This is a genomic window from Pseudokineococcus sp. 1T1Z-3 (assembly GCF_037482365.1).
In the GTDB taxonomy this organism is placed as follows: Bacteria; Actinomycetota; Actinomycetes; order Actinomycetales; family Quadrisphaeraceae; genus Pseudokineococcus.
In genome coordinates this window covers 45,481-67,375 of sequence record NZ_JBBHZF010000027.1, presented here as the reverse complement: position 1 = coordinate 67,375, position 21,895 = coordinate 45,481, and the positions used below count along the sequence as shown (strand labels likewise).

General features: G+C 76.1%; 15 protein-coding genes. 9 read left to right on the top strand and 6 right to left on the bottom strand.

The window, feature by feature from the left end; all coding sequences use genetic code 11:
* Nucleotides 1-753 precede the first annotated feature (753 nt).
* From ispG to WDV86_RS15875, 9 genes are all read left to right on the top strand, one after another.
* Nucleotides 754-1,911, top strand: a complete 1,158-nt coding sequence (ispG, locus tag WDV86_RS15915; protein ID WP_445263132.1) for a flavodoxin-dependent (E)-4-hydroxy-3-methylbut-2-enyl-diphosphate synthase — start codon at nucleotides 754-756, stop codon at nucleotides 1,909-1,911.
* Nucleotides 1,912-1,913: 2 nt separating this feature from the next.
* On the top strand, nucleotides 1,914-3,299 hold the full coding sequence (locus WDV86_RS15910; RefSeq protein ID WP_339568633.1) for an alpha/beta fold hydrolase: 1,386 nt from the start codon (nucleotides 1,914-1,916) through the stop codon (nucleotides 3,297-3,299).
* Nucleotides 3,300-3,390: 91 nt separating this feature from the next.
* Complete coding sequence (locus WDV86_RS15905) at nucleotides 3,391-4,275, top strand: GNAT family N-acetyltransferase (protein ID WP_445263131.1); 885 nt, start codon at nucleotides 3,391-3,393, stop codon at nucleotides 4,273-4,275.
* Between the two features lie 343 nt (nucleotides 4,276-4,618).
* Nucleotides 4,619-6,193, top strand: a complete 1,575-nt coding sequence (locus WDV86_RS15900; RefSeq protein ID WP_339568631.1) for a sugar transferase — start codon at nucleotides 4,619-4,621, stop codon at nucleotides 6,191-6,193.
* The gene (locus tag WDV86_RS15895; RefSeq protein ID WP_339568630.1) at nucleotides 6,190-7,389 is read left to right on the top strand and encodes a glycosyl hydrolase family 28-related protein; all 1,200 of its coding nucleotides are present in this window, start codon (nucleotides 6,190-6,192) and stop codon (nucleotides 7,387-7,389) included. Before WDV86_RS15900 ends, WDV86_RS15895 begins: the two co-directional genes overlap by 4 nt.
* A 255-nt stretch (nucleotides 7,390-7,644) precedes the next feature.
* Nucleotides 7,645-9,408 (top strand): hypothetical protein, encoded by a 1,764-nt coding sequence (locus WDV86_RS15890; RefSeq protein ID WP_339568629.1) that lies wholly within the window; start codon nucleotides 7,645-7,647, stop codon nucleotides 9,406-9,408.
* Nucleotides 9,405-10,361: a glycosyltransferase gene (locus WDV86_RS15885; protein WP_339568628.1), complete on the top strand. Its 957-nt coding sequence runs from the start codon at nucleotides 9,405-9,407 to the stop codon at nucleotides 10,359-10,361. The genes WDV86_RS15890 and WDV86_RS15885 overlap by 4 nt, the downstream gene beginning before the upstream one ends.
* A 109-nt stretch (nucleotides 10,362-10,470) precedes the next feature.
* On the top strand, nucleotides 10,471-11,778 hold the full coding sequence (locus tag WDV86_RS15880; RefSeq protein ID WP_339568627.1) for a hypothetical protein: 1,308 nt from the start codon (nucleotides 10,471-10,473) through the stop codon (nucleotides 11,776-11,778).
* Nucleotides 11,775-12,932, top strand: a complete 1,158-nt coding sequence (locus WDV86_RS15875) for a glycosyltransferase family 4 protein (protein ID WP_339568626.1) — start codon at nucleotides 11,775-11,777, stop codon at nucleotides 12,930-12,932. The genes WDV86_RS15880 and WDV86_RS15875 overlap by 4 nt, the downstream gene beginning before the upstream one ends.
* A 25-nt stretch (nucleotides 12,933-12,957) precedes the next feature.
* Here the strand turns inward: WDV86_RS15875 and WDV86_RS15870 are convergent, their stop codons facing one another.
* From WDV86_RS15870 to WDV86_RS15845, 6 genes are all read right to left on the bottom strand, one after another.
* Nucleotides 12,958-14,259: a glycosyltransferase gene (locus WDV86_RS15870; RefSeq protein ID WP_339568625.1), complete on the bottom strand. Its 1,302-nt coding sequence runs from the start codon at nucleotides 14,257-14,259 to the stop codon at nucleotides 12,958-12,960.
* Between the two features lie 57 nt (nucleotides 14,260-14,316).
* Nucleotides 14,317-15,834: a lipopolysaccharide biosynthesis protein gene (locus WDV86_RS15865; protein ID WP_339568624.1), complete on the bottom strand. Its 1,518-nt coding sequence runs from the start codon at nucleotides 15,832-15,834 to the stop codon at nucleotides 14,317-14,319.
* Nucleotides 15,835-15,884: 50 nt separating this feature from the next.
* Complete coding sequence (locus WDV86_RS15860) at nucleotides 15,885-16,994, bottom strand: glycosyltransferase family protein (protein ID WP_339568623.1); 1,110 nt, start codon at nucleotides 16,992-16,994, stop codon at nucleotides 15,885-15,887.
* 1 nt (nucleotide 16,995) lies between these two features.
* On the bottom strand, nucleotides 16,996-18,609 hold the full coding sequence (locus WDV86_RS15855) for a lipopolysaccharide biosynthesis protein (RefSeq protein WP_339568622.1): 1,614 nt from the start codon (nucleotides 18,607-18,609) through the stop codon (nucleotides 16,996-16,998).
* 161 nt (nucleotides 18,610-18,770) lie between these two features.
* Nucleotides 18,771-20,405: a glycosyl hydrolase family 28-related protein gene (locus WDV86_RS15850; RefSeq protein ID WP_339568621.1), complete on the bottom strand. Its 1,635-nt coding sequence runs from the start codon at nucleotides 20,403-20,405 to the stop codon at nucleotides 18,771-18,773.
* 175 nt (nucleotides 20,406-20,580) lie between these two features.
* A complete protein-coding gene (locus WDV86_RS15845; protein ID WP_339568620.1) occupies nucleotides 20,581-21,681 on the bottom strand; it encodes a glycosyltransferase in 1,101 nt (366 codons plus the stop codon).
* Nucleotides 21,682-21,895: the final 214 nt, after the last annotated feature.

Sequence of the window (21,895 nt, the reverse complement as noted above, 5' to 3'; positions counted from 1 at the left end):
TCGACACGAGCCTGCCCGCGGTCGTGTCGCTGCTGCTGCACTACGCCGACATCGTGAGGCCGATCTCGCTGCTCGGGTGATCCGTGGCGAGGCGATCGAGATCTACCGGTCCAGGTGTGCGTCAGGTCCGGACCGCCCGAGCCACCGCAAGTCGGACGGCTGGCCGCCGGCCCCCGACGCCTCGGGGCCGAGAGCCCTCCCTGGCGACCGGTCAGGTCGAGTCTGCACATCCCCGCCCGCGGCGAGGCCGAGCTCCTCCCTAGGTGACCCCCACCAGGAGCGCGGCTACGACGACGACGGTGCCCAGTGCCCCGACCGCGAGGGCGGTGAAGTGCCTGGTCTGCTTCCTCAACAGCAGGTACGCGAAGGCGCCGTAACCACCAATGCTCAAGAGTGCCCCCAGGGCCAAGGCGGCAAGAATACCCATTAGCAGTGACTTCTCTTCGCAGACGCGGGTGGTCTTCCCGCCGCCGGGGCAGGCGTGGTCTCCCCGAGGCGCTGATCATGTCGCCTCACCACGGCGACCACCACGAGCTCGGGCGGAGACCACCCCTCAGGTGGACCTCGCCTCGGAGCCAGGACGGGGGACCGGCTCGAGCGGTGCACGCCCACTGTCCCGAGCATGCGAGAGGCGACGACCGCTCGGATGAGGCGGGGGTGGCCTTCCTTCGCCGGACGTGCGGGCCGGCAGGCTTCCTCCGGGGCGCGGGGGATACTGGCTCCATGAGCTCTCCCGTCCCCGTCTCCCTCGGCATGCCCGCCGCCCCGCCGCCCGTGCTGGCGCCGCGCCGCAAGACCCGCAAGATCAAGGTGGGCACCGTGGACGTCGGGGGGGACGCGCCCGTCAGCGTCCAGTCGATGACCACGACGCCGACGACGGACATCAACGCGACCCTCCAGCAGATCGCCGAGCTCACCGCCACGGGCTGCGACATCGTCCGCGTCGCCTGCCCGAGCCAGGACGACGCCGACGCGCTGCCGGCCATCGCGCAGAAGTCGCAGATCCCGGTCATCGCCGACATCCACTTCCAGCCCAAGTACGTCTACGCCGCCATCGACGCCGGCTGCGCCGCCGTCCGGGTCAACCCGGGCAACATCCGCAAGTTCGACGACCAGGTCGCCTCCATCGCCAAGGCCGCCAAGGACGCCGGGGTCAGCATCCGCATCGGCGTCAACGCCGGCTCCCTCGACAAGCGGATCATGGACAAGTACGGCAAGGCGACGCCCGAGGCGCTCGTGGAGTCCGCCGTCTGGGAGGCCTCGCTGTTCGAGGAGCACGACTTCCACGACTTCAAGATCTCCGTCAAGCACAACGACCCCGTCGTCATGGTCCGCGCCTACGAGCTGCTCGCCGAGCGCGGGGACTGGCCCCTGCACCTCGGCGTGACCGAGGCCGGGCCCGCCTTCCAGGGCACCATCAAGTCGGCCACCGCCTTCGGGGCGCTGCTGAGCAAGGGCATCGGCGACACCATCCGCGTCTCGCTGTCCGCGCCGCCGGCCGAGGAGGTCAAGGTCGGCAACCAGATCCTCGAGTCGCTCAACCTGCGCCCGCGCAAGCTGGAGATCGTCTCCTGCCCCTCGTGCGGGCGGGCGCAGGTGGACGTCTACACCCTCGCCGACCAGGTCACCGCCGGCCTGGAGGGCATGACCGTGCCGCTGCGCGTGGCCGTCATGGGGTGCGTCGTCAACGGGCCCGGCGAGGCCCGCGAGGCCGACCTCGGCGTCGCCTCCGGCAACGGCAAGGGGCAGATCTTCGTCAAGGGCGAGGTCATCGCCACCGTGCCCGAGGACCAGATCGTCGCGACCCTCATCGCCGAGGCCGAGCGCCTGGCCGAGCAGATGGGCGAGCCCGCCGGGGACGCCGCCGGGCCTGGCGCCGCCGCCTCTGCGCCGACCGTCAGCGTCGGCTGAGCGTGCCGCTGCGCAGCTCGACCCGCACCCTGCTGCGCGGGCTGGCCGTCACCGACCACGTGCTCGAAGTCCCCCTGCGCTGGGACCTCGGCGACGCCCGGCGCGGTCGCCGGCTGCCGGGGACGGGCCCTGTCGCGGCCGCGGACCCCGGCCCGACGCTGCAGGTCCTGGCCCGCGAGGTGGTCGACGTCACCCGACGCGACGAGGACCTGCCGCTGCTGCTCTTCCTCCAGGGCGGCCCTGGCGGCAAGAGCCCGCGGCCCGTGCCCGGCGGCGGCTGGCTCGCGGCAGCCACGAAGACCCACCGGGTCGTCCTGCTCGACCAGCGCGGCACCGGCCGCAGCACCCGCGTGGACCGCAGCCGCGCCGCGGAGATCACCGCCAGCGGCGGGGACGCCGCCCTGGCCGCCTACCTCGGCCACCACCGCGCCGACGCGGTCGTCGCCGACGCCGAGCACGTGCGGCACACCCTCTACGGCGGGCGCCGCTGGGAGTCCCTCGGCCAGAGCTACGGCGGCTTCGTCACCCTCACCTACCTCTCCCGTGCGCCGCACGGCCTGGCCGCCTGCTACGTCACGGGCGGCCTCGCCGGGCTCACGGCCAGCGCGGAGGAGGTGTACACGCGGCTCTACCCGCGCGTCCTGGAGCGCGGGGCGCGGCACGCCGCCCGCTTCCCCGGCGACGACGCGCTGCTCGCCGCCCTCGCCGACCGCCTCGACGACGAGGACGTGCGGCTGCCGTCGGGGGACCGGCTCACCCCTCGCCGCCTGCAGCTGCTGGGGCTCGGGCTCGGGCGCGGCGACGGTTCCGACGAGCTGCACTGGCTGCTCGACGAGGCCTTCCGCGACGGGCCGGAGACCACCCGCGGGCCGCTCGCGCCGTCCTTCCTCGCCGCGGTCGAGGCCGAGACCGACGAGGCGGGCGCGCCCCTGTACGTCGTGATGCACGAGTCGATCTACGCCCAAGGCCCCGAGCGTGGCCAGGGGCCGACGGCGTGGGCGGCGCAGCGGCTGCTGCCGCCGGAGCTGGCCGAGAGCGCCCGCCCGGTGCGGCTGCGGGGGGAGATGACCTACCCCTGGCAGCTGGAGGAGGTCGCCGCGCTGCGGGCCTTCCGGGGCGCCGCCGACCTGCTGCACGCGCGGGAGGACTGGGACCCGCTCTACGAGGAGGACGTGCTCGGCGGCAACGAGGTCCCCGTGGCCGCGCTGGCCTACCACGACGACCTCTACGTCGACGTCGAGCTGTCGCTCGCCACCGCGCGCGCCGTCGGCGCCGTCGACGTCTGGGTCACCAACGAGTGGCAGCACGACGGCCTGCGCGCCTCGGGCGGCGCGGTGCTCGAGCGGCTGCTCACCTCCGTCGCCGAGCGCGGCGGCCCCCTGCGCTGAGCCGTCGCCGCAGCCGTGCCAACCCCTGGGGTCGATCTCGGCCGCCGCGTCGTCCCTGCCGCCTCGGCGCCGGGGTGGTGAGATGGCGGACGTGCTGCGGACCGGGGCGAGGGTGCTCGGCGACGGCGACCGCGAGGAGCTGCTCGCCCTGTGCGCGCGCGACGCCGTCACCAACGTCTTCGTCGCCGGTCGCGTGGAGACCCACGGCGCGGACGCCCGCCGGCTCGGGGGCGAGCTGTGGGGTTTCGGGCCGCCCGGTGACCTGCAGGCGGCCTGCTGGTCCGGCGCCAACCTCGTGCCCGTCGAGGCGGGGGAGCCGGCGCTCGACGCCTTCGCCGCGCGCGCCCGCGCCCAGGGGCGGCGCTGCTCCTCCATCGTCGGGCCGGCCGACGCCGCCCTCGGCCTCTGGCACCGGCTGAGGCCTTCCTGGGGCCGGGCGCGAGAGGTCCGGCAGCGCCAGCCGCTGCTCGTCCTCGACGGTCCCGCGGCGGTCGAGCCCGACCCGCTGGTGCGGCGCTCGGTCGAGGAGGACCTCGACGTGCTCCTGCCGGCGTGCGTGGCGATGTTCACCGAGGAGGTGGGCTACTCGCCCGTCGGTGGCGACGGTGGTCGCGCCTACCGGTCCCGGGTGGCCGAGCTCGTGCGCACCCGGCGCTCCTTCTTGCGCCTGGACGCGGGGGAGGGGCCGGCATTGCGGCCCGTGCTCGCGCCGGGGACCGCGCGCCGGGTCGCCTTCAAGGCCGAGCTCGGGGCCGTCTCCTCTGGCGCCGTCCAGGTGCAGGGCGTCTTCGTCGACCCGCAGCTGCGGGGCCGCGGCCTGGCCGCCCCGGGCACGGCGGCGGTGGCCCGCCTGGCCCGCGAGCGGTCCGAGGTCGCCGTCAGCCTCTACGTCAACGACTTCAACACCGCCGCGGTGGCGGCCTACCGGCGCGCGGGGTTCCGTGCGGTCGGCACGCTCGCGACCGTGCTCTTCTGAGCCGTCCGGCGGGGCGCGAGCCGGCCGGACGAGACCTCCTGGCTGCGTCGGCTCCGGTGCCCGCCGGCGCCGACCTCACCGCGGGAGCACCGGACTTCGACCCATCCGCCCCGCCCTTGGCGCCGAACCCCGGACGTCACCTCATCGGCGCAGGCGTCGTCTCGCTGTGTGACGAGCACTGCCACTAGCCCTCTCACGGCGCTGGTCGCCGCCCTTAAGGGTGACTCCGGCCCGATCGTGCGCGGAATCCTCGACGCGGGGGACGACAGCGTGTGACCATGAGATCTCCGTGGCGCCGAGGACGTCGCTGCACCTGAACATCCACCACGGAGGACAGCCCCGCATGGCCGCAGACGCCGCGAGCTCCCCGCACGTGCCCTCGCCCGTACCGGGTGGGGGCGCGGGGCCGCCGTCCGCAGGTGCCTCCCTCACCGGCGTCGACGCCGTCCCGGCGCCGCGCACCCGCGCCGCCTCGCGCCTGGCCGCGGTCGTCGAGCGCTCGGCCGGGCGGGAGGAGACCGCCCGGGTCGCCGACGCCGACGGCATGCTCGCCGCCGCCGCGGCGACCGGTGGGCACCGGCGCCAGGGGGTCGACGTCCGGTCGGTCGTCGCCCTCGGCGGAGACCTCGTCGTCGTCGTCGCCGCCGCCCTCGCGGTCGAGCTGCACAGCCTCATGGCCGTGCTGACGGCGGCTCTGCTCGTCTTCGCCCGCACCACGCTCGGGCTCTACCAGCGTCGGCTCGGTCTCAGCGTCCTCGACGAGTTCCCCCGCGCCGTCCAGAGCACCGTCCTGACCCTCGGCGTCGCCAGCATCTCCGTCGTGCTCTGGGGCAGCTCCCAGCTGCTGGCGCCGACGACGCTCTTCCTCACGCTCTTCCTCGCGGCGTCCACCGCCCTGCGCGTCGGTCTCTACGCCGGGCTGCGCGCCCGTTTCCGCAGGGACCCCGCCACACGGCGGCGGACCCTCGTGCTCGGGGCCGGGGCGGTCGGCCGCGAGCTGGTCGCCGCGATGCAGAAGCACCCCGAGCGCGGGCTGCTGCCCGTCGGCTACATCGACGGCCGCAGCCGCAGCCGCGGTCTCGACCGCGACGTCCCCGTGCTCATGGAGGACGAGGCCCGCCTGCACGAGGCCCTCGACAACCACCGCGTCGACACGGTCGTCGTCGCCTACAGCAGCCAGCCCGAGGCCGAGGTCGTGGACAGCGTCATCGTCGCCGCCTCCCACGGCTGCGAGGTGCTCGTGGTGCCGCGCCTGTTCGAGCTGCAGCACGACGGCCAGGACGTCGAGAGCCTGTGCGGCACCCCGTTGGTGCGGCTGCGCACCGACGTCATGTCCTCCCCCACCTGGATGGTCAAGCGCCTCGTCGACCGCGGCCTCGCGCTGCTCGCGATCGTCGTGCTGGCGCCCGTGCTCCTGGGCGTGGCCGTCGCCGTCGCCGTCGACTCCGGCCGACCGGTGCTCTTCCGGCAGGAGCGGGTCGGGCTGTGGTCGCGGCCGATCACGGTGCTGAAGTTCCGCTCGATGCGGCCCGCCACCGAGGAGGAGAGCCGCACCAACTGGAACATCGCCAAGGACTCCCGCCTCAGCCCGATCGGCCGGTTCCTGCGCAAGAGCTCGCTGGACGAGCTGCCGCAGCTGTTCAACATCCTGCGCGGTGACATGAGCCTCGTCGGCCCGCGCCCCGAGCGGCCGACGTTCGTGCGGCAGTTCAGCCGCGACCACACCCGCTACTGGGCCCGCCACCGCGTGCCGGTCGGCCTCACCGGCTGGTCACAGGTCAACGGGCTGCGCGGCGACACGTCGATCCAGGACCGCGCGCGCTACGACAACTACTACATCGCCAACTGGTCGCTGTGGCTGGACGCCAAGATCGTCCTGCTCACGCTGCGCGAGGTCTTCCGCGGGGGCGGCGCATGAGTGCGCCCACGGCGCAGCCGGCGACCTCGTCGGCGCCCCCGCCGCCGGGGCGCCGGGCCCGTCGGCTCGTCGTCGTCGCCGTGGCGCTGGTGCTGGCCGTCGCCGCGGCCCTGCTCGCCTACGTGCTCACCCGGCCCGAGCGGGTGGAGCCGGAGGCCTTCGGTGCGGTGGGCGACGGCGTGGCCGACGACACCGCAGCCCTGCAGGAGGCGCTCGACGCCCTCGAGCCGGGGCAGCGGCTCGTCCTCGCGGACGACGCGGTCTACGCCACCTCCGACGTCATCACCCTCTCCGTGGACGACGTCGAGGTCGTCGGCGGGGCGGAGCTGCGGGCGACGGACGAGGAGCGCTCGTCCTTCCAGGTCGAGGCCGACGACGTCCTGGTCTCAGGAGTCACCTTCACCACGCCGGGCACGACGCAGCGCTGGTCCGCCGAGGACCAGCAGCGGCTGCTGCTGCGCGGCACCGACGGCGTCGAGCTGCGCGACGTCACCGTGCGTGGCTCCGCCGCCGCCGGCGTCTTCGTCGCCGGCGCGTCCACCAACTTCCTGCTCGACGGCGTCCAGGTCGAGGACACCCGCGCCGACGGCATCCACGTCACCCAGGGCTCCAGCGACGGCCGGCTCGTCGACGTCTCCACCTCCCGGACGGGAGACGACGGCGTCGCAGTCGTGTCCTACAGCCAGGACGGGGCGCCGAGCGCACGCATCGAGGTCGAGCGGCCGGTCGTGCGGGAGTCCGATGCCCGAGGGATCTCGGTCGTCGGTGGCGAGGACATCACCTGGACCGACGTGGACGTCGCGCAGACCGCCGCGGCGGGCATCTACGTCGCCACGGAGGGCGACCCGTACTTCACGACGAGCACCTCGGGGGTGCTCGTCGACGGCGCCGTCGTCGTCGACGCCAACATCGACGAGGGCATCGACCACGGCGCGGTCCTCCTCTTCGACGGCAACGACGACTCCTCGTTGTCCGACGTCGCCGTGGTCGACGTCGACATCACCGGGACCCGGCAGACCGCGAGCCGCCAGGTGGGGGTCATCGGCGGCCAGGACGTCGACGGCGTGCGGCTGGAGCGCTTCTCGCTCGTGGGCGGCCCGGCGGCGCTGCTCTCCGCGCCCGCCGCCGGCGCCGACCTCGTCGTCGAGGGCTGGACGTCCGACGGCGAGGAGGTCGACCCGCTCGCGGCGGGGTAGCGCCGCCACCCGTCCGGCGGACGCCGGGCGGAGACGGCCGTGCCGTCGACGCGGCAGGGCTACCCTCCACCAGGGGGGACGACCGGGCCGACGACCGGGCCGGAGGTGCCGGCAGCTCCGTCGGCCAGCAGCTCCATCGCCCACCGGTCACGGTCCGAGCAGGTGTCCTGAGGGCCACCGGAGACATCGCAGCCAGGGTCTGGACCGGACCACGACCAGCGGCGGGCCACCGCCGCGCCAGGAGAGGACCGCACCGTGCGTCGACCGACCGTCAGCCGCCTAGGGGGGACGCAGGTCGTCGTCGCCGTCGTCGTCGTCGCGGCACTCCTCGGGGCCGTCCTCGGTGGCGTCCTCGGGGCCACGAGGTCCGTCAGCTCGACCGCCGCCTCGCTGATGGCGCTGCAGCCGGACAGCTCGGTGACCTCCAACCCCGACGCGAGCCTCGACCCCTCGGTCGACGTCAGCGACGCCTTCCTGCAGACCGAGCTGGTCTACCTCAACAGCGAGCGCTTCACCTCCGAGGTCGAGGACGCCGCCGGCGGCGAGGTGGACCTCGAGGCGACCCGGGTCAACCAGTCGAACGTCGTCCAGGTCTCCGCGACGGCGGACACGCCCCAGGTGGCTCTCGCGGCCGCCGAGATCGCAGCCGAGCGCTACAACGAGGTCCGCGCCGAGCAGGCCGTCGCCCGCCTGGACGAGCAGGCCGCCGCCGTGCAGGACCAGCTGGACACGGTGGTGGGCCAGATCGACGCCGCGAGCACCGGCTCGGTGCTGCCGCCGGACGCGGGCACGGTCACCGCGCTCCAGGGCCGTTACGAGAACCTCCTGACCCTCTCCAGCAGCATCGGCCTCGCCCGCCAGACCGCCGACCAGGGCGCGACCATCCTCCAGCCGGCCGTGGTCTCCGAGCCGGACGGCCTGCCCCCCGCCGCTCTGGGCGTCGTCCTCGGCGCGCTGCTCGGGGCGCTCGCGGGCGCCGGCCTCGCGCTGACCTGGCGGCAGCGCTCGACGACGCTGCGCGGGGAGGCCGACCTCGTCGGGGTCGACGGCGTCCTCGCCCCGCGGGCTCCTCTTGCCGGGGCCGGTGACCTCGTCCCCGTCGGCGCCGGTGCCACCTCGCCCCTCGCCCGCTCGGCCCAGCGCCAGTCGGCTCAGCTGCTCGCCGGACGGGACGACACGCCGGTCGTCGTCGCCATGGTGGGCGCTGGCGAGGGGGCGGGCACGAGCGTGCTCGCCCTGCACCACGCCGCGGCGATGGCCCGCCGCGCGCCGGTCGTGCTCGTCCTCGCGGGCGACGCGGTGCCCGGGGCGACACCGTCCCCGGCCGGCTCCCTGCCCGGCGTCGACACCAGCGGCCGCGGCCTGCTGGACCTCGGCACCCACGGGCACCGCCCTCTCGCCGCCGAGGAGCTGCTGGCCGTCGCGCAGGTCAGCGGGGTCGAGGGCCTGCTCGTCATCACGGCTGGCACGCGTGGTGCCAGCGCCAGCGACCTCGAGCACCTCGCCAACCGCGGCCTCGTGGCGGCGCTGCGCGCGACCGGTCACGACGTCGTCGTCGACGCGCCCTCGCTCGACCGCTCCGGCGCCGGGCCTCGCCTTGCCGCGCTCGCCGACACCTGCGCCCTCGTCGCCGGGCTCTGGGTCTCCTCCCGCGACGACGTCCACGTGGGCGTGCGCGCCCTGACCGCCGACGGCCACGGCCCGGCGGTGCTGCTGGCCGAGCCGGCCAGCCCGCGGGAGCGCCGCGGGCGTGGCGCAGCGGCGGACGCCGTCCCGCCCGTCGGCGACCGGCCGGCCTCCGACGACGCCTCAGGCCCCGGCCCCGACGCGCAGGCGCCGGCCGCCTCGGCGGGCGCGGCTCGTGGGCACGAGGAGGGTCCTGGGCCGGACGAGGGCCATGGCCTGCGCGAGGACCTGGGGCTCGCCGGTGAGCACGACGGCCCCGGCTCGCGCTCGCGGGACGAGGCGGCCCAGGAGGACCAGCCGGAGCGAGCGCGCAGCGGCTCCGGTCGCCGATGACGGCACCGGCCCTGGCGCTCGTCGTCACGACGGTGGGCCGACCCACGGAGTTCGATCGGTTGCTGCGCTCGGTCCTGGCCTCGGACGTCGCCGGCCAGGTGGAGCTGGTGCTCGTGGACCAGAGCCCCGACCAGTCCTGCGCCGCCGTGCTGGAGCGCCTGGCGCCGCCGTCAGCCCCGGGCGCCCTCGCACGCACGGCCCGGACCACCTCAGGACGCGGCGCGTCGGTCGGGCGCAACGTCGGCATGGGGCTGGTGCGCGCGCCGGTCGTCGGCTTCCCCGACGACAACTGCTGGTACACCTCCTCGACCTTGCGGGCCGTCGTCGAGACCTTCGCCTCCGACGGCACCCTCGCGGGGCTCTCCGGGCGCCAGCTCACCGAGAGCGGCCTGCCGTCGATGCTGCGGTGGCGTCGGTCGACCGGACCTATCACGCGGTGGAACTTCCTCCACACCTCGATCATGTCGACGATGTTCTTCCGCAGGGAGGACATGGACGCCGTCGGCCACTTCGACGAGTCGATGGGCGTCGGCTCGGCCGGCTGGTACGGCGCGGGGGAGGAGTCCGACCTCGTCCTGCGCGTCCTGGACGCGGGTGGGCGCGTGCGCTACGACCCCCGCATCGTCGTGCTCCAGGAGGAGCCTCGAGAGGACCCCGACGAGCGGTTCGTCACCAAGATGCTCAGCTACGGCTGCGGCATGGGCCACCTCTGGCGCCTGCACCGGCTCTCACGCCCGCAGCTGCTCTACTACGCGGTCCGCAAGTGCGGTGCCGTGCTCCTGCGCGCCGCCCGTGGCCAGCGGGTCCTGGCCCGTGCCGACGCCGCCTACGTGCGCGGGCTCGTCGCCGGGGTGGTGGACCGGCCGCCCCGGGTCCTGCGCGAGCGAGCCGGGCCTGCCGGCGGGGCCGAGGCGTCGGCACTCCCCAGGGGCCCTGGAGCCGCCCGTGGCTAGCGGGCCAGGAGCCGGGGCGCGGGGTGCCGGGCGGCTGGCGCCCGCACCGGTGGGCGACGGGGGCCCCGCGCGCTCCACGGTGCCGGGAGGGCTCTGGTGGATCTCGCCCGTGGGCGCACTCGCGCTCGTCGTGCCGGTGTCGCTCTGGTACGCCGCCTCGCTGGGCGACGACACCTACCGCCTGCTGTGGCGCACGCCCAAGGTGCTCTCGGGCGAGACGGTGGCGCTGACCGCGGCGGCGGCGCTCGCCTTCCTCGCCGGGGCCGCGGTGGTCCGCTCCCTCGCCCGACGACGCGTGGTGCGACCGTGGCCGGGGCTCGGCCCGGAGAGCCTGCGGCGGCTGGAGCGAGGCTCGAGCGTCGTCTTCTGGCTGACGGCGACCGGGTACCTCGCCTTCGCGGCCGCCGCCGCCGCCCGGGGTCTGTCCCCGGCCGCCCTGGTCCAGGCCTTCGTCGCGCAGGACAACTACGGCTCGGAGTTCCGGGCGCAGCTGGAGCCCGTCCCGGGTGTCACCACGCTCACGCAGGCCGGGCTGGCCTACGTCGTCATGGCGAGCGTCCTGCTCGTGCACCGCTGGGACGCCCGCACTGCGCGCCGGCTGGCGGTCGTGCTCCTCCTGGCGCTCTTCCGCTCCTTCGTCAACACCGAGCGGCTGGCGCTCCTGGAGCTGCTCGTGCCGCTCGCCGTCGTCGCGGCCATGACGCTCCGTCGCCGCGGGCCCGTGGTGGCCCGTCGCGCGGTCGCCCTGGCCCCGGTGGTGCTCGTGCCGCTCGTCGTGGCGGTCTTCGGGGCGTTCGAGTACTCCCGCAGCTGGCAGTTCTTCGAGAGCCGCACCGACCAGACGTTCTGGGGCTTCGTGCTCGCGCGGATCTCGGGGTACTACGCCACCGCCTTCAACAACGGTGCCATCCGGTGGGAGGAGGGCACCTTCGCCGGCCGTCTGCCCTACGAGAGCGTGCAGCTGTTCTGGGACGCGCCGGTCGTCGCCGACCTCGACCTGTACAACCGCCTGTCGGCGGCGACGCCGCTCGCCTCCCAGAATCTGCTGGAGCGCTACGGCAACCCGGAGTTCAACAACCCGGGGGGCCTGACGGTGCCGCTGGTCGACCTCGGCGTCGTCGGCGGCCTGGTTTACCTCGGCCTCGCCGGGGTGCTGCTCGGCCTGGCCTACCAGGCCTTCGTCGAGGGCCGCCTCGTCGGCCTGCTGCTCTACCCGGTGGCCGCCACCGGCGTCTTCGAGCTGCCGCGCTACGTCTACTGGAGCCAGGGCCGGGTCCTGCCGGCCGTGCTGTGCGTCGTCGCGGTCGCCCTCTACGTCGCCCGCGCCCGGGGCTCCGAGCAGGACGGCGGGGCTGGACGCGCTCCCGGCGGGGCCGTCGAGCAGGGCACGCCCGTGCGGCGGCAGGTGCGCTCGTGAGCGGCTCGACCGCAGCCGGACGCGCACCGGGCGACGGGCGTCCGCTGCGCTGGCTGGTCATGGCCACGCACGTGGGCCCGGGCGGCCAGGGCGGCGGCATCGTGCGGTACACGACCCAGCTGGCGGCGGCGCTCGAGCGTCGCGACGACGTCGAGGTGCACGTCCTGGCCGGCGAGGCGAAGGAGTGGTTCCGCGGGTGGCTGCCCGCCGAGCGGGTGCACGCCGCACCACGTCTGCCCCGGCTGGCGACGGCCCTCGTCGAGCGCCTCGGTGGCGGACCGCTGGGCCGTGACGGGCTGGACGTCGTCCAGGGCACCAAGCACCTGCTGCCGCTGCGCCGACGGATCGGGCGGGCCACGACGGTGCTCACCGTGCACGACATGATCCTGCTCGACCGCCCCGCCGACTTCGACCGGGCCAAGCGGGTGCTCCTGCGCCGGCCCTACCTCTCGAGCCTGCGCGAGGCCGACGTGCTGGCCTCGGTGAGCGCCGCCACGGCGGCGGGCGTCGCGCGGTGGGTGCCGGAGGCCCCCACCCGGACCGCCGTCGTGCCGCTCGCGACGTCCCCCACGCTGCTGGACGCCGTGCCCGAGCCGCTGCCGCAGCTGGCCGGGCGCTCCTTCGCGCTGGTCGTCGGCGACCCGAGCCCGCGCAAGAACTTGCCCCTGCTCGTCGACGCGTGGCCGCGGGTCGTGGAGCAGGTGCCGGGGGCGGTCCTCGTGGTCGTCGGCCCGGACAGCTGGGGGGAGACGGTGCACGGGCAGCACTTCGACCGGCTGGCGGCCGCCGGCTCCCTCGTGCGGCTGACCGGCCTGCCCGACGCGCCGCTGCGCTGGTGCTACGAGCAGGCCGCCGTCGTGCTGTGCCCGAGCCTGGCCGAGGGCTTCGGGCTGCCGGCGCTGGAGGGCCTGGACCTGGGCGCACCGGTCATCACCTCGACCGACCCGGCGCTCGTCGAGGCGACGGGCGACGCGGCGCCCCACCTGCCCTTCGACGACCCGGACCCCTGGGTCGCCGCCACCGTCGCCGCGCTGCGCCGCGGGCGTGCGGCCGCGGACGTCGAGCGGGCCGCCGCGGGCGCGGTGCGCACGCCACGGTCCTGGGACGACGTGGCGGCCGAGACCGTCGCCGCCGTGCGGGCCCGCCGCCCCTAGCCGCCGCGCCGCCGGACGGCACCGCTCAGCGCGCGGGCCTGCCCGCCGTCAGGGCCGAGCTGACGACCTCGGCAACGGCGGTCGTGGACGCGGCCGGGGTGAAGTGCCGCTCGTAGTGACGCCGCGCCGCGCCGGCCAGCTGTCGGGCCCTCAGGGGGTCCGCGTGCAACGTCATCACCGCGTCCGCCATGGCGGCGGCGCTGTCGGCGACCAGGAGGTGCTCGCCGTCCACCGCGCCCACGCCCTCGCAGCCGAGCGACGTCGAGACGACGGGCACGCCGTGGGCGAAGGCCTCGAGGACCTTGAGGCGGGTGCCGCCGCCGAAGCGCATGGGGACGACGACGGCCGTCGCCGCGGCGAGCTCGCCGGCCACCGCCGGCACGGGGCCGACGAGGTCGAGACCGTCGAGCCCGCGCAGGTCCTCCAGCCGGTCGGCGTCGCGACCGACGAGGCGCACGCCCGCGTGCGGGTGGCGCGCGCGCAGCTCCGGCAGCAGGCCGTGGGCGGCGGCCCGGGCGGCGTCCTGGTTCTGCGGTGTCGCGTAGTTCGCGACGACGAGGGCGACGGGGTTGCTCGGGGGGTGCCTCGGGGTGTCGTGGCCGAGACGGGTGCGGGCGTGGAGGCCGGTGCCGGTGCCTGTCACGGCGGCCGGGTCGGGGTAGGTGTTCGGCACGACGGCGACGTGCGCGCGGCCCCGTATGGGCCTGCCCCCCGACGCGCAGCCCCGGAGCCGTCGGGCGTCGACGTCGCTGCACACCACGACGACGTCGGCCCATCGCAGCACGTCCCGCTGGACGCGCCCCCACAGGGGGAGCTCGACGCGCCGCTGCAGCCGCTCGACCCGGTCGACGCCCGTGGCCGGGCCGCGCAGGTACGCGCGCCACTTCTCGGTCTCGACGTCGTCGCAGTCGACGAGCCGCACCGAGGCGGGCAGGTCGTCGTGCAGGGCGCTCGCGTGGTCGAGCCCGCCGAACCAGACGAGGTCGTAGTGCCGTCCGGCCGTCCACGCGGCCAGGTGACGGCGGACCTCGTCCCACCGCTGGGCGGCGACGTGGACGGGCAGCCCCCCGCGGGCCGCCGCGAGGGCCGCCCGGAGGCGGGGCAGAGGCTCGGGGGAGACCCGCGTCCAGCGCGCGACGCGCACGTCGGGCGGGACCGGCGGGACGTCGTCCGGGGCGCGCGAGTGGAGCACGGCGACGTCGACGTCGGCGACCTCCGACAGCCCCCGCAGCACCCCCGCGCACCGCAGGCGCTTGCCCCCGTCGACCGGCCAGGCCACGTCGGGCAGGGTGACGAGGGCGCGCGGCCGCCGCCCAGGGTCCGTCACGGTGACGACGCTACCTGCGCCGCGCGGAGCTCGACGACACCTCCTCGGGTGGTCGGCTCAGCGCCCGCCCGCCCGCCGGCCCAGCAGCGAGACGGCACGCCTCATCGGCCCGGGGACGACTCCGGCCAACCACCGGCTGTCGTCGGCGCGCAGGGGCCGCACCAGCACGGCCAGGGCGCCGGCGACCGCGAGGAAGAGCAGGCCGCCGGTGACGACGGCGGGCCAGACGGGCAGCAGCGCGGCCGGGACCGCGGCGAGCGCCCCCGCGAGCACCGCCACGAGCAGCGGGCGGGCGAGCAGCGCCGGCCGCAGGGACCGGACGCCGCTGCTGGAGCGGGCGCCGACGAGCAGCGCGCCCACGTAGACCAGCTGGGCGCTCACGCTGGCCACGACGGCACCGGGGGCCGCCAGCGGGGGCACGAGCAGCAGGCACAGCCCGATGTCGGTGCCCGCCGCGAGCAGGCCCGCGCGCACGACGCGCCGTACCCGCCCGGTGCCGAGCTCGACGGCGGCGAGCGCGCCGGCCACCGGCGCGGCCACCAGCACGAGGGACAGCCCCCGCAGGAGCGGCGCGCCCTCGGCGAGGTCCTCTCCGTACAGGGCCGCGAGCGCCACCGGGCCGACGACCAGGACGCCGGCCACGAGCACGGGGGTGCCGGCGGCCAGCACGCGCAGCGCCCGGCCGACGACCTCCTCCAGCTGCTGGGTGCTCCCGGCGGCGTAGGAGCGGGCGACGGCCGGCAGCGCCGCGCCCGTGACGGCCGCGCTCGCCGCGACCGCCACGGACACGAGGGTGAAGGCCGCCGAGAAGAGGCCGACGTCGCGAGGACCGGCGAAGAGGTCGAGGAAGACCAGCTCGACACGCCGCTCGACGACCTGGGTGAGCACGAGGGTGAGCACGAAGCCGAGCCAGACCTTCGCCACCGGGCCGAGCGCCGGTCTCGGGCCGGCGGCCGGGGTGCGCGGGACCCGCCGCTGCAGGAGCAGGAGGGCGAGGAGCAGGTAGGACGAGCCGACCAGCTGGCCGAGGAAGACGCCCTGCAGGCCGAGCCCGCCGAGGACGGCGGCGATCCCGAGCAGCGGGCCGAGGCCCTGGCTCAAGAGCCGGCGCTGGCTCACCCGCGCCCAGCCGTCGTAGGTGACGACCCGGACGGTCAGGGCGTAGGCCAGGGCGTCCACGACGGCGGTCGCGGCGATGACCCCCCACAGCACGAGCGACTCCCCGCGCAGCACGCCGAGGCCCAGCAGCAGCAGGGAGAGCAGGCCGCCGACGACGGCGTGGACCTGCAAGGACCACCGCCGCAGCCAGCCCAGCGACGCCTCGTCGCCCGCCCCACGCGCCGCCGAGAGCAGCTGGATGCCGGCCTGGGTGAGGGACAGCACGAAGGTGTTGAGGACGAAGCCCTGGACGTAGGACAGCAGGCTCTGCAGCCCGAGGCCCTCGGCCCCGAGCACCCGGCTGACGGCGACGGACAGGCCCAGGGCCGAGACCATCGGCAGCAGGGTCGCGGCCACCCGCCACAGCCCGCCCACGACGACCTGGCGGCTGCCGGCCGAGCCCGGGGCGTCCGGCACCGAGGAGACGTCCGGGGCCGGCCGTCGAGCACCCGGGCCCCCGGGGCCGCTCACCCGGCCCGCCGCGGCGACGAGGCGAGCAGCTCCTCCAGGTAGTCGACGAGCGTCTGCGCCCGGGCGGCCCAGTCCATCGACCGTGCCGCGTCGAGGCCTGCGGCGTTGACGCCCTCGGCCAGCGCGCGGCCCATGACGTCGACCGCCGACGTCCCCGCGTCGAGCAGGTGGACGCCCGGCGGGGCGGGGGAGACCGACGGCGGCATGGTCGTCACCACCTGGAGGCCGGCCGCGAGGTACTCGAAGAGCTTCATCGGGCTGCGTCCGGCGTTCATCGGGGTGCGGGCGAAAGGGAGCAGACCCACACGGGCACCGCGCAGCAGGTCGGGGGTCCGCTCGTAGGCGACCTCCCCGTGCAGCACGACGTTGCCGGGCAGGTGCGGCACGGGGACCCGCGGCGGCCCGTAGACGTCCACGGGCTCGCAGGGCGCCGCCTCGGCGAGGGAGCGGACGGCCTCCCAGTCGAAGCGGTCGTCGACGGCGCCGACGTAGACCGACCCGCGGCGACCCTCGCCCCCGGGGGCGGCGAAGCGGGAGAAGTCGACGCCGTTGTCGAGGACGAGGGAGGGCAGGTCGGCCCGGTGCCGGCGCAGGCCGGCCAGGACGTAGGCCGACGTCGCGACCAGGCCGTCGGCCTTGGCCACCAGCCGGGCCTCACCGGCCAGCTTGGCGGGTGCCTCGACGACGTCGGTGGAGCGGTAGACCATCGTCCGGCACCGCACGACCTGCTCCAGGCCCCACGCCAGGGGCTGGTCGACGAGGAGCACGTCCACGTCGTCGGCGCCGACGGCCGCGAGGCTGCGTCGCAGCGCGGGCAGTGCCGTGCGCAGCGCGAGGGGTCCCACCGCGAGCGGGCCGACGGAGAGCGGCAGCACCGTCAGGGGCAGGAGCCCGGGCACGCCCGGGGCAGCCTCGTGGGTGCCGCGGGCCAGGTGCAGCCGGCGGCGGACCTCGGGGTCGCGCGCCCTCGCCAGGTGCAGGAGCGACACGGGCGAGGACAGGTGGACGACGTCGTGCCCGGCTGCCGCCATCTCGCGGGCGAGGTGGTGGCTGCCGACGGTGAAGACCCCTCCGGGGGCGGTGTGCCCGGCGACGAGGACGCGCACGTCAGCGCCCCCGCGCCGGCGAGAGGGCGGCGAGGACCCGGGCGGCTGGACCGGGCAGGGCACCTTCGAGCCACTGCTGGTCCTCGGCGTCGAGCAGGCCGACGGCCTTCAGGCCCGCCGCGGCGACGAGCGAGAAGGCGGCGACGGCGGCGACGAGCGCGAGCCACGGACCCAGCACCTGCTCGACGGCGAGCGCGGCACCGCCGGCGAGGACGGCGACGACCGCGACGCGCACCAGTGCGAGGGGTCGCACCCTCAGCCGGAGCCCGGTGCGCACGGTGTGCAAGGTGATGAGGAGCGCGGCGGTGCCCTGACCGCTGAGGGTGGAGATGACCGCTCCGTCCAGGCCCATGGAGCGGATGAGCACCGTCGCGAGCGCGAGGTTGATGACGGCGCCCGTGCCGCCGGCCAGCAGGACGGGGCGCAGCCGCCCGGTCCCCATCCAGTAGGCGTTGCACAGGGCCCCGACGGGGGTGACGAGCAGCCCGAGCGCGAGCATCCGCACGACGCCGGCGGCCTGGGTGTAGTCGTTGGCGGGGTCGTCCCAGAAGGCGAGGACGACGACGGGCCCGACCGAGGCGACCCCTGCGGCCATGAGCAGGCTCGTCGCGAGGACGACCCGGGCCGCGCGGCTCATGCCGCTGACGACGCGCTCGTGCTCACCGGCCCCGTGCGCCGCGGCCACGGCCGGCACCGAGGCGCCGACGAGGGCGGAGCCGACGACGAGGGCGATGCCGACGATGTTGAAGGCCACGGAGTACTGGGCGACCTCGACGCTGGTCCGGTAGAGGTCGAGGAAGACGACCTCGAGCCGCCGGTCGACGACCTGGGTGACGACGGCCGAGGCGGCGAAGAGGGACCAGATCCGCAGGACGGGGCCGGCGGCGGGCGCCGGCAGCCCGGCCGGCGAGGGCAGCGGCTCACGCCGCTCGAGGCGGCGCAGCACGACGAGCAGGCCGGAGGCCACGAGCAGCTGGGTGGCGAAGACGCCCTCGACGCCCGCTCCGAGCAGCACGGCCGCGATCCCGAGCAGCGGCGTGAGCGCCTGGGCGACGAGCCGGCGGGCCGACGTCGCGCTCCAGCCGTGCCGGGCGACGTGCCGGCTGGCGTGGCCCCAGCCGACGGCGTCCACGAAGGCCGTGGCGGCGGCCAGGTACCAGATGGCCGCGTAGGAGTCGCGGCTGAGCCCAGCGCCGACGAGCACGACCACCGCGACGGCGCCCCCGACGAGGTGGGCGCCCATCGACCAGCGCGCGAGGTGCGCCAGGCGGGCCTGGTCCTGCGCCCCGCCGGCCGAGGCGATGAGCTGGATGCTCGCCACCGTGAAGGAGTAGATGACGACCGAGACCATCAGCGAGGCGACGTACGCCACGAGGCTCTGCTCGCCCAGGACCTCGGCGCCCAGGACCCGGCTGATGACGACCGACAGCGCGAGCGTCGAGGCCATCGGCAGCAGGTTGCTCGCCGCCGACCAGACCCCGCCGCTCAGCACCGCACGGCGGTTCGCGCCCCCGAAGCGCGGGGCCGCGGGCGGGTCACCGGCGGCGTCGAGGCCGCCGGCGGGCAGCGGGGGCTCGCCCTCCGGCTGCACCGGCCTCTCGTCCTTCGCCGTCACCGGGTCCCCTCGTCGTCACCTCCGCCGGTCGCCCACGCGCCGCCCGGGCGCGGCCAGGGTACGGGCCAGGCCTGCGGCGCCAGGCCGACGAGGCCCCGAGGGGCGCACGCGAGCACGCCTCCGAGGCAGGCCTCACGGGCGCCGGGTGCCCACCTGCGGTCCTACTTCACGACGCAGACCGGCTGGCCGTCGTAGGTCCACCCGTCGGCCTGCAGGTCGGCCTTGCCCACCTGGGAGGTGAGCAGGTTCTTCGGGCCACCCGTGATGGTGAAGCGGTTGAGCTGGACACCGCTGCCGGTGGACCCGGAGGTCCGCAGGAAGCCGACCTGGCGGCTGGCGCTGGCGCGGGTGCCGGAGATCTTCAGGTCCTGCACGACGACGTCGCGCAGCTGGCCGGGGCCGGCGGCCCAGCCGTCCCAGACGAGGACGGCGCCGTGGTCGACCTTGGTCGACTGGTTGGCCTCGACGACGGTGCCGCCGAGCACCTTGACGCGCACCGGGGCGAAGGTCTTCCAGCCCGGCTCCTTGGCGATGTAGACCGCCGCGGCGTTGGAGCGCTCGACGCGGATGTCGGTGTAGGTGATGTCCTCGCCGCCGACGACCGTCACGCCTCGGCCCCAGTGCGTCCCGAGGACGGTGGGGGAGGTGACCGTGACGCGGCGCACGGGCTGGCCGTCCTGGGCGTAGGAGACGACGGCGACGCCGTCGTCCTCGGAGTCGCGCACGACCGGGCGCACGATGGTGCCGTCGGAGGAGGGCCCCGTCACGTGGATGCCGTCCGCCTTCGTGCCGCGGACGTCGAGGTCGGTCGCGCGGAAGCGCTTGGCGCCCCAGAAGTAGACGCCGGCGGCGGCCGAGCCGCGGACCCTGACCCGCTCGAGGGTGACGTCGTCGGCCGACAGGACCGTCAGCTTCATGTCGTCCCACGTGCCCCGACGCTGCGGGGCGGAGGAGAGGGCGAGCGTGACGTCGCGGATGGTGGTCCGGCTGCCCTGGACGAGCAGCGAGGAGCTCGCGTCGTTGGTGGCCAGCAGGGTGCCGCTGCCGGCGAGCGTGATGCCGGGGCGGGAGAGCCGGAGCACCTTGGTGTGCCGGAAGGTCTTGCCCGCGGGCACGAGGAGCGTCGTGCCGTCCGCGACCGTGTTGAAGGCCTTCTGGATGGCCGCGGTGTCGTCCGTGACGCCGTCGCCGACGGCGCCGAAGCTTGTGAGCGGCACGCCGACCTCGGCCGGGGCGACGACCGGCGGCGGGACGGGCGCGGGCGCGGGCGCGGGCGCCGGGGCGGGTGCGGGAGCCGGCGCGGGGGCAGGTGCAGGAGCCGGGGTGGACGCGGCGGCCGCGACGCGGAAGGCCGCCTCGAGACGGTGGGTGGAGCCGCTCAGGTAGGTGAGCTGCACGTGGACCCGGGTCGACCGGCCGGCCAGGGCCGAGAGGTCGACAGGGACGGCGGCGACGTGCTGGCCGCGGGAGTCGCGGCCGACGTCGGTCGACTCGCCGACGACCTTCTTGTCGATGACGACCTTCACCGCGCGGATGGCGGGCGGGGAGGTGACGAGCAGGTCGACGGTGCCGGCCGGCTGCGTGGTGCCGTGCAGGCGCGTGCCGTCCACCGTGAGCTGGTAGCCCCGGCCGACGGAGGGGGTGACGACGTCGGCGAGGCTCGCCGCCGCGGCGGTCGGGGCCGGGAGGAAGGGCGTCGCCCCCTGCGGGAGGAGGCCGAGGCCGAGACCGAGGGAGAGGGCGAGGACGAGCGAGCGGGCTCGGCGGGGATGCCGGTGCGCGGAGGAAGAGGTCATGGCGCCGCATCGGGGGCTGCCGGGGGTGCCCTGGACCGCACCGCCGCTGCCGTACCGCCTGCGTCGCGCGGCGTCACCCGGACGACGGACGGTCGTCGGTCCGTCCGGCTGCTTCTCGGGCAGACCGCTCAGGTGCGGGCGCGGCCCGCCGGGCGTGGCGGTGGCCCCTCCCGCCTCAGGCGACGGCCGTGACGACCTCACGCATCCGGGCCCGGAAGCGGGCGCGGGAGAAGCTCTCGGCGTGCGCACGGACCGCAGCCGGGTCGACGTCGGCGTCGAAGGTCGCCAGCACCTGCGCCCAGCGCTCGACCGCGCCGTCGGCGCCCTCGGGCACGAGAGCCCCGGTGCGGCCGGGCAGCACGGTGTCGAGCGCTCCCCCGGCCCCGGCGGCGATGACGGGGGCGCCGGTCGCCTGGGCCTCGACGGGCACGATGCCGAAGTCCTCGACGCCGGGCATGAGCAGCGCCCGGCACCGCCGGTAGAGGTCGAGCTGCTCGGCGTCGGTCGTGCGGCCGAGGAACCGGACGGTCGGCCCCGCGACGCGCTCGCACTCGGCGCGGGCACGGCCGTCCCCGGCGACCACGAGTGGGACGCCCGCCGCCGTGGCCGCCCGCACGGCCAGCTCCGGACGCTTGTAGGGCACGAGCCGGCCGGCCAGGAGGAAGAAGTCCTCGCGCGGCGTCGCAGGGTCGGGGGCGTAGCTGTCGACGTCGACGGGCGGGTGGACGACGACCGACTCCCGCCCCCACCAGCGCTCGACCCGCTCGGCGACGGCCGAGGAGTTCGCCACCAGCGTGTGCACCCGGCCGGCCGCCCGGCGGTCCGCCGGCCGGAAGGCCGCCGAGAAGGCCCCGAGGAGCGCCTCGCCGGCCGCTCCGCCCACCTCGCCGCGCCGCATCTCCCGGTCCCACACCCAGCGGGCCGGGCTGTGCACGTAGGCCACGACGGGGGCGTCGGTGGCGTGCACGACCTGGGTGGCGAAGGCGTGGTGGCTCGCGACGACGACGTCGACGTCGGGCAGGCGGGTGCGGGCGTGCGCCACCGGCAGCAGCGGCAGGAGGTGGGCGTAGCCGCCCCCCGGCCGGGCCAGCGGCGACAGCCGCCCGGGCCGCAGCCGCGGGCGCAGGTGCGCCGGCACCGTCTCCGCCTGGACGACGGGCGCGTGCACCAGGGCCTGCGGCCACTCGTGCGCCAGCTGCTCGACGACCATCTCCGAGCCGGCCCAGTCGGTGAAGCGCTCGTGGACGAGGGCGACGGAGGGGGACGCGGTGCTCATGGGCGCAGTCTGCTGCAGCGGTGCCGGACGGGGTCGCCGGAGCCGCCGCTCCGCCCGGTCGGGAGCGGCGCGCGCGTGCCGCTCGTGCGCTCTTCGGGTGGCACGCGCCGCCAGCCCGGCGCTGACCCGCCCGCGCGCCGTCGCCCCCGGTGATGCCGCCCCTACGATCGTTGGCCCGAGGGGAGCCGGTCCGGCCGGTCCTCGCCGCCCGACT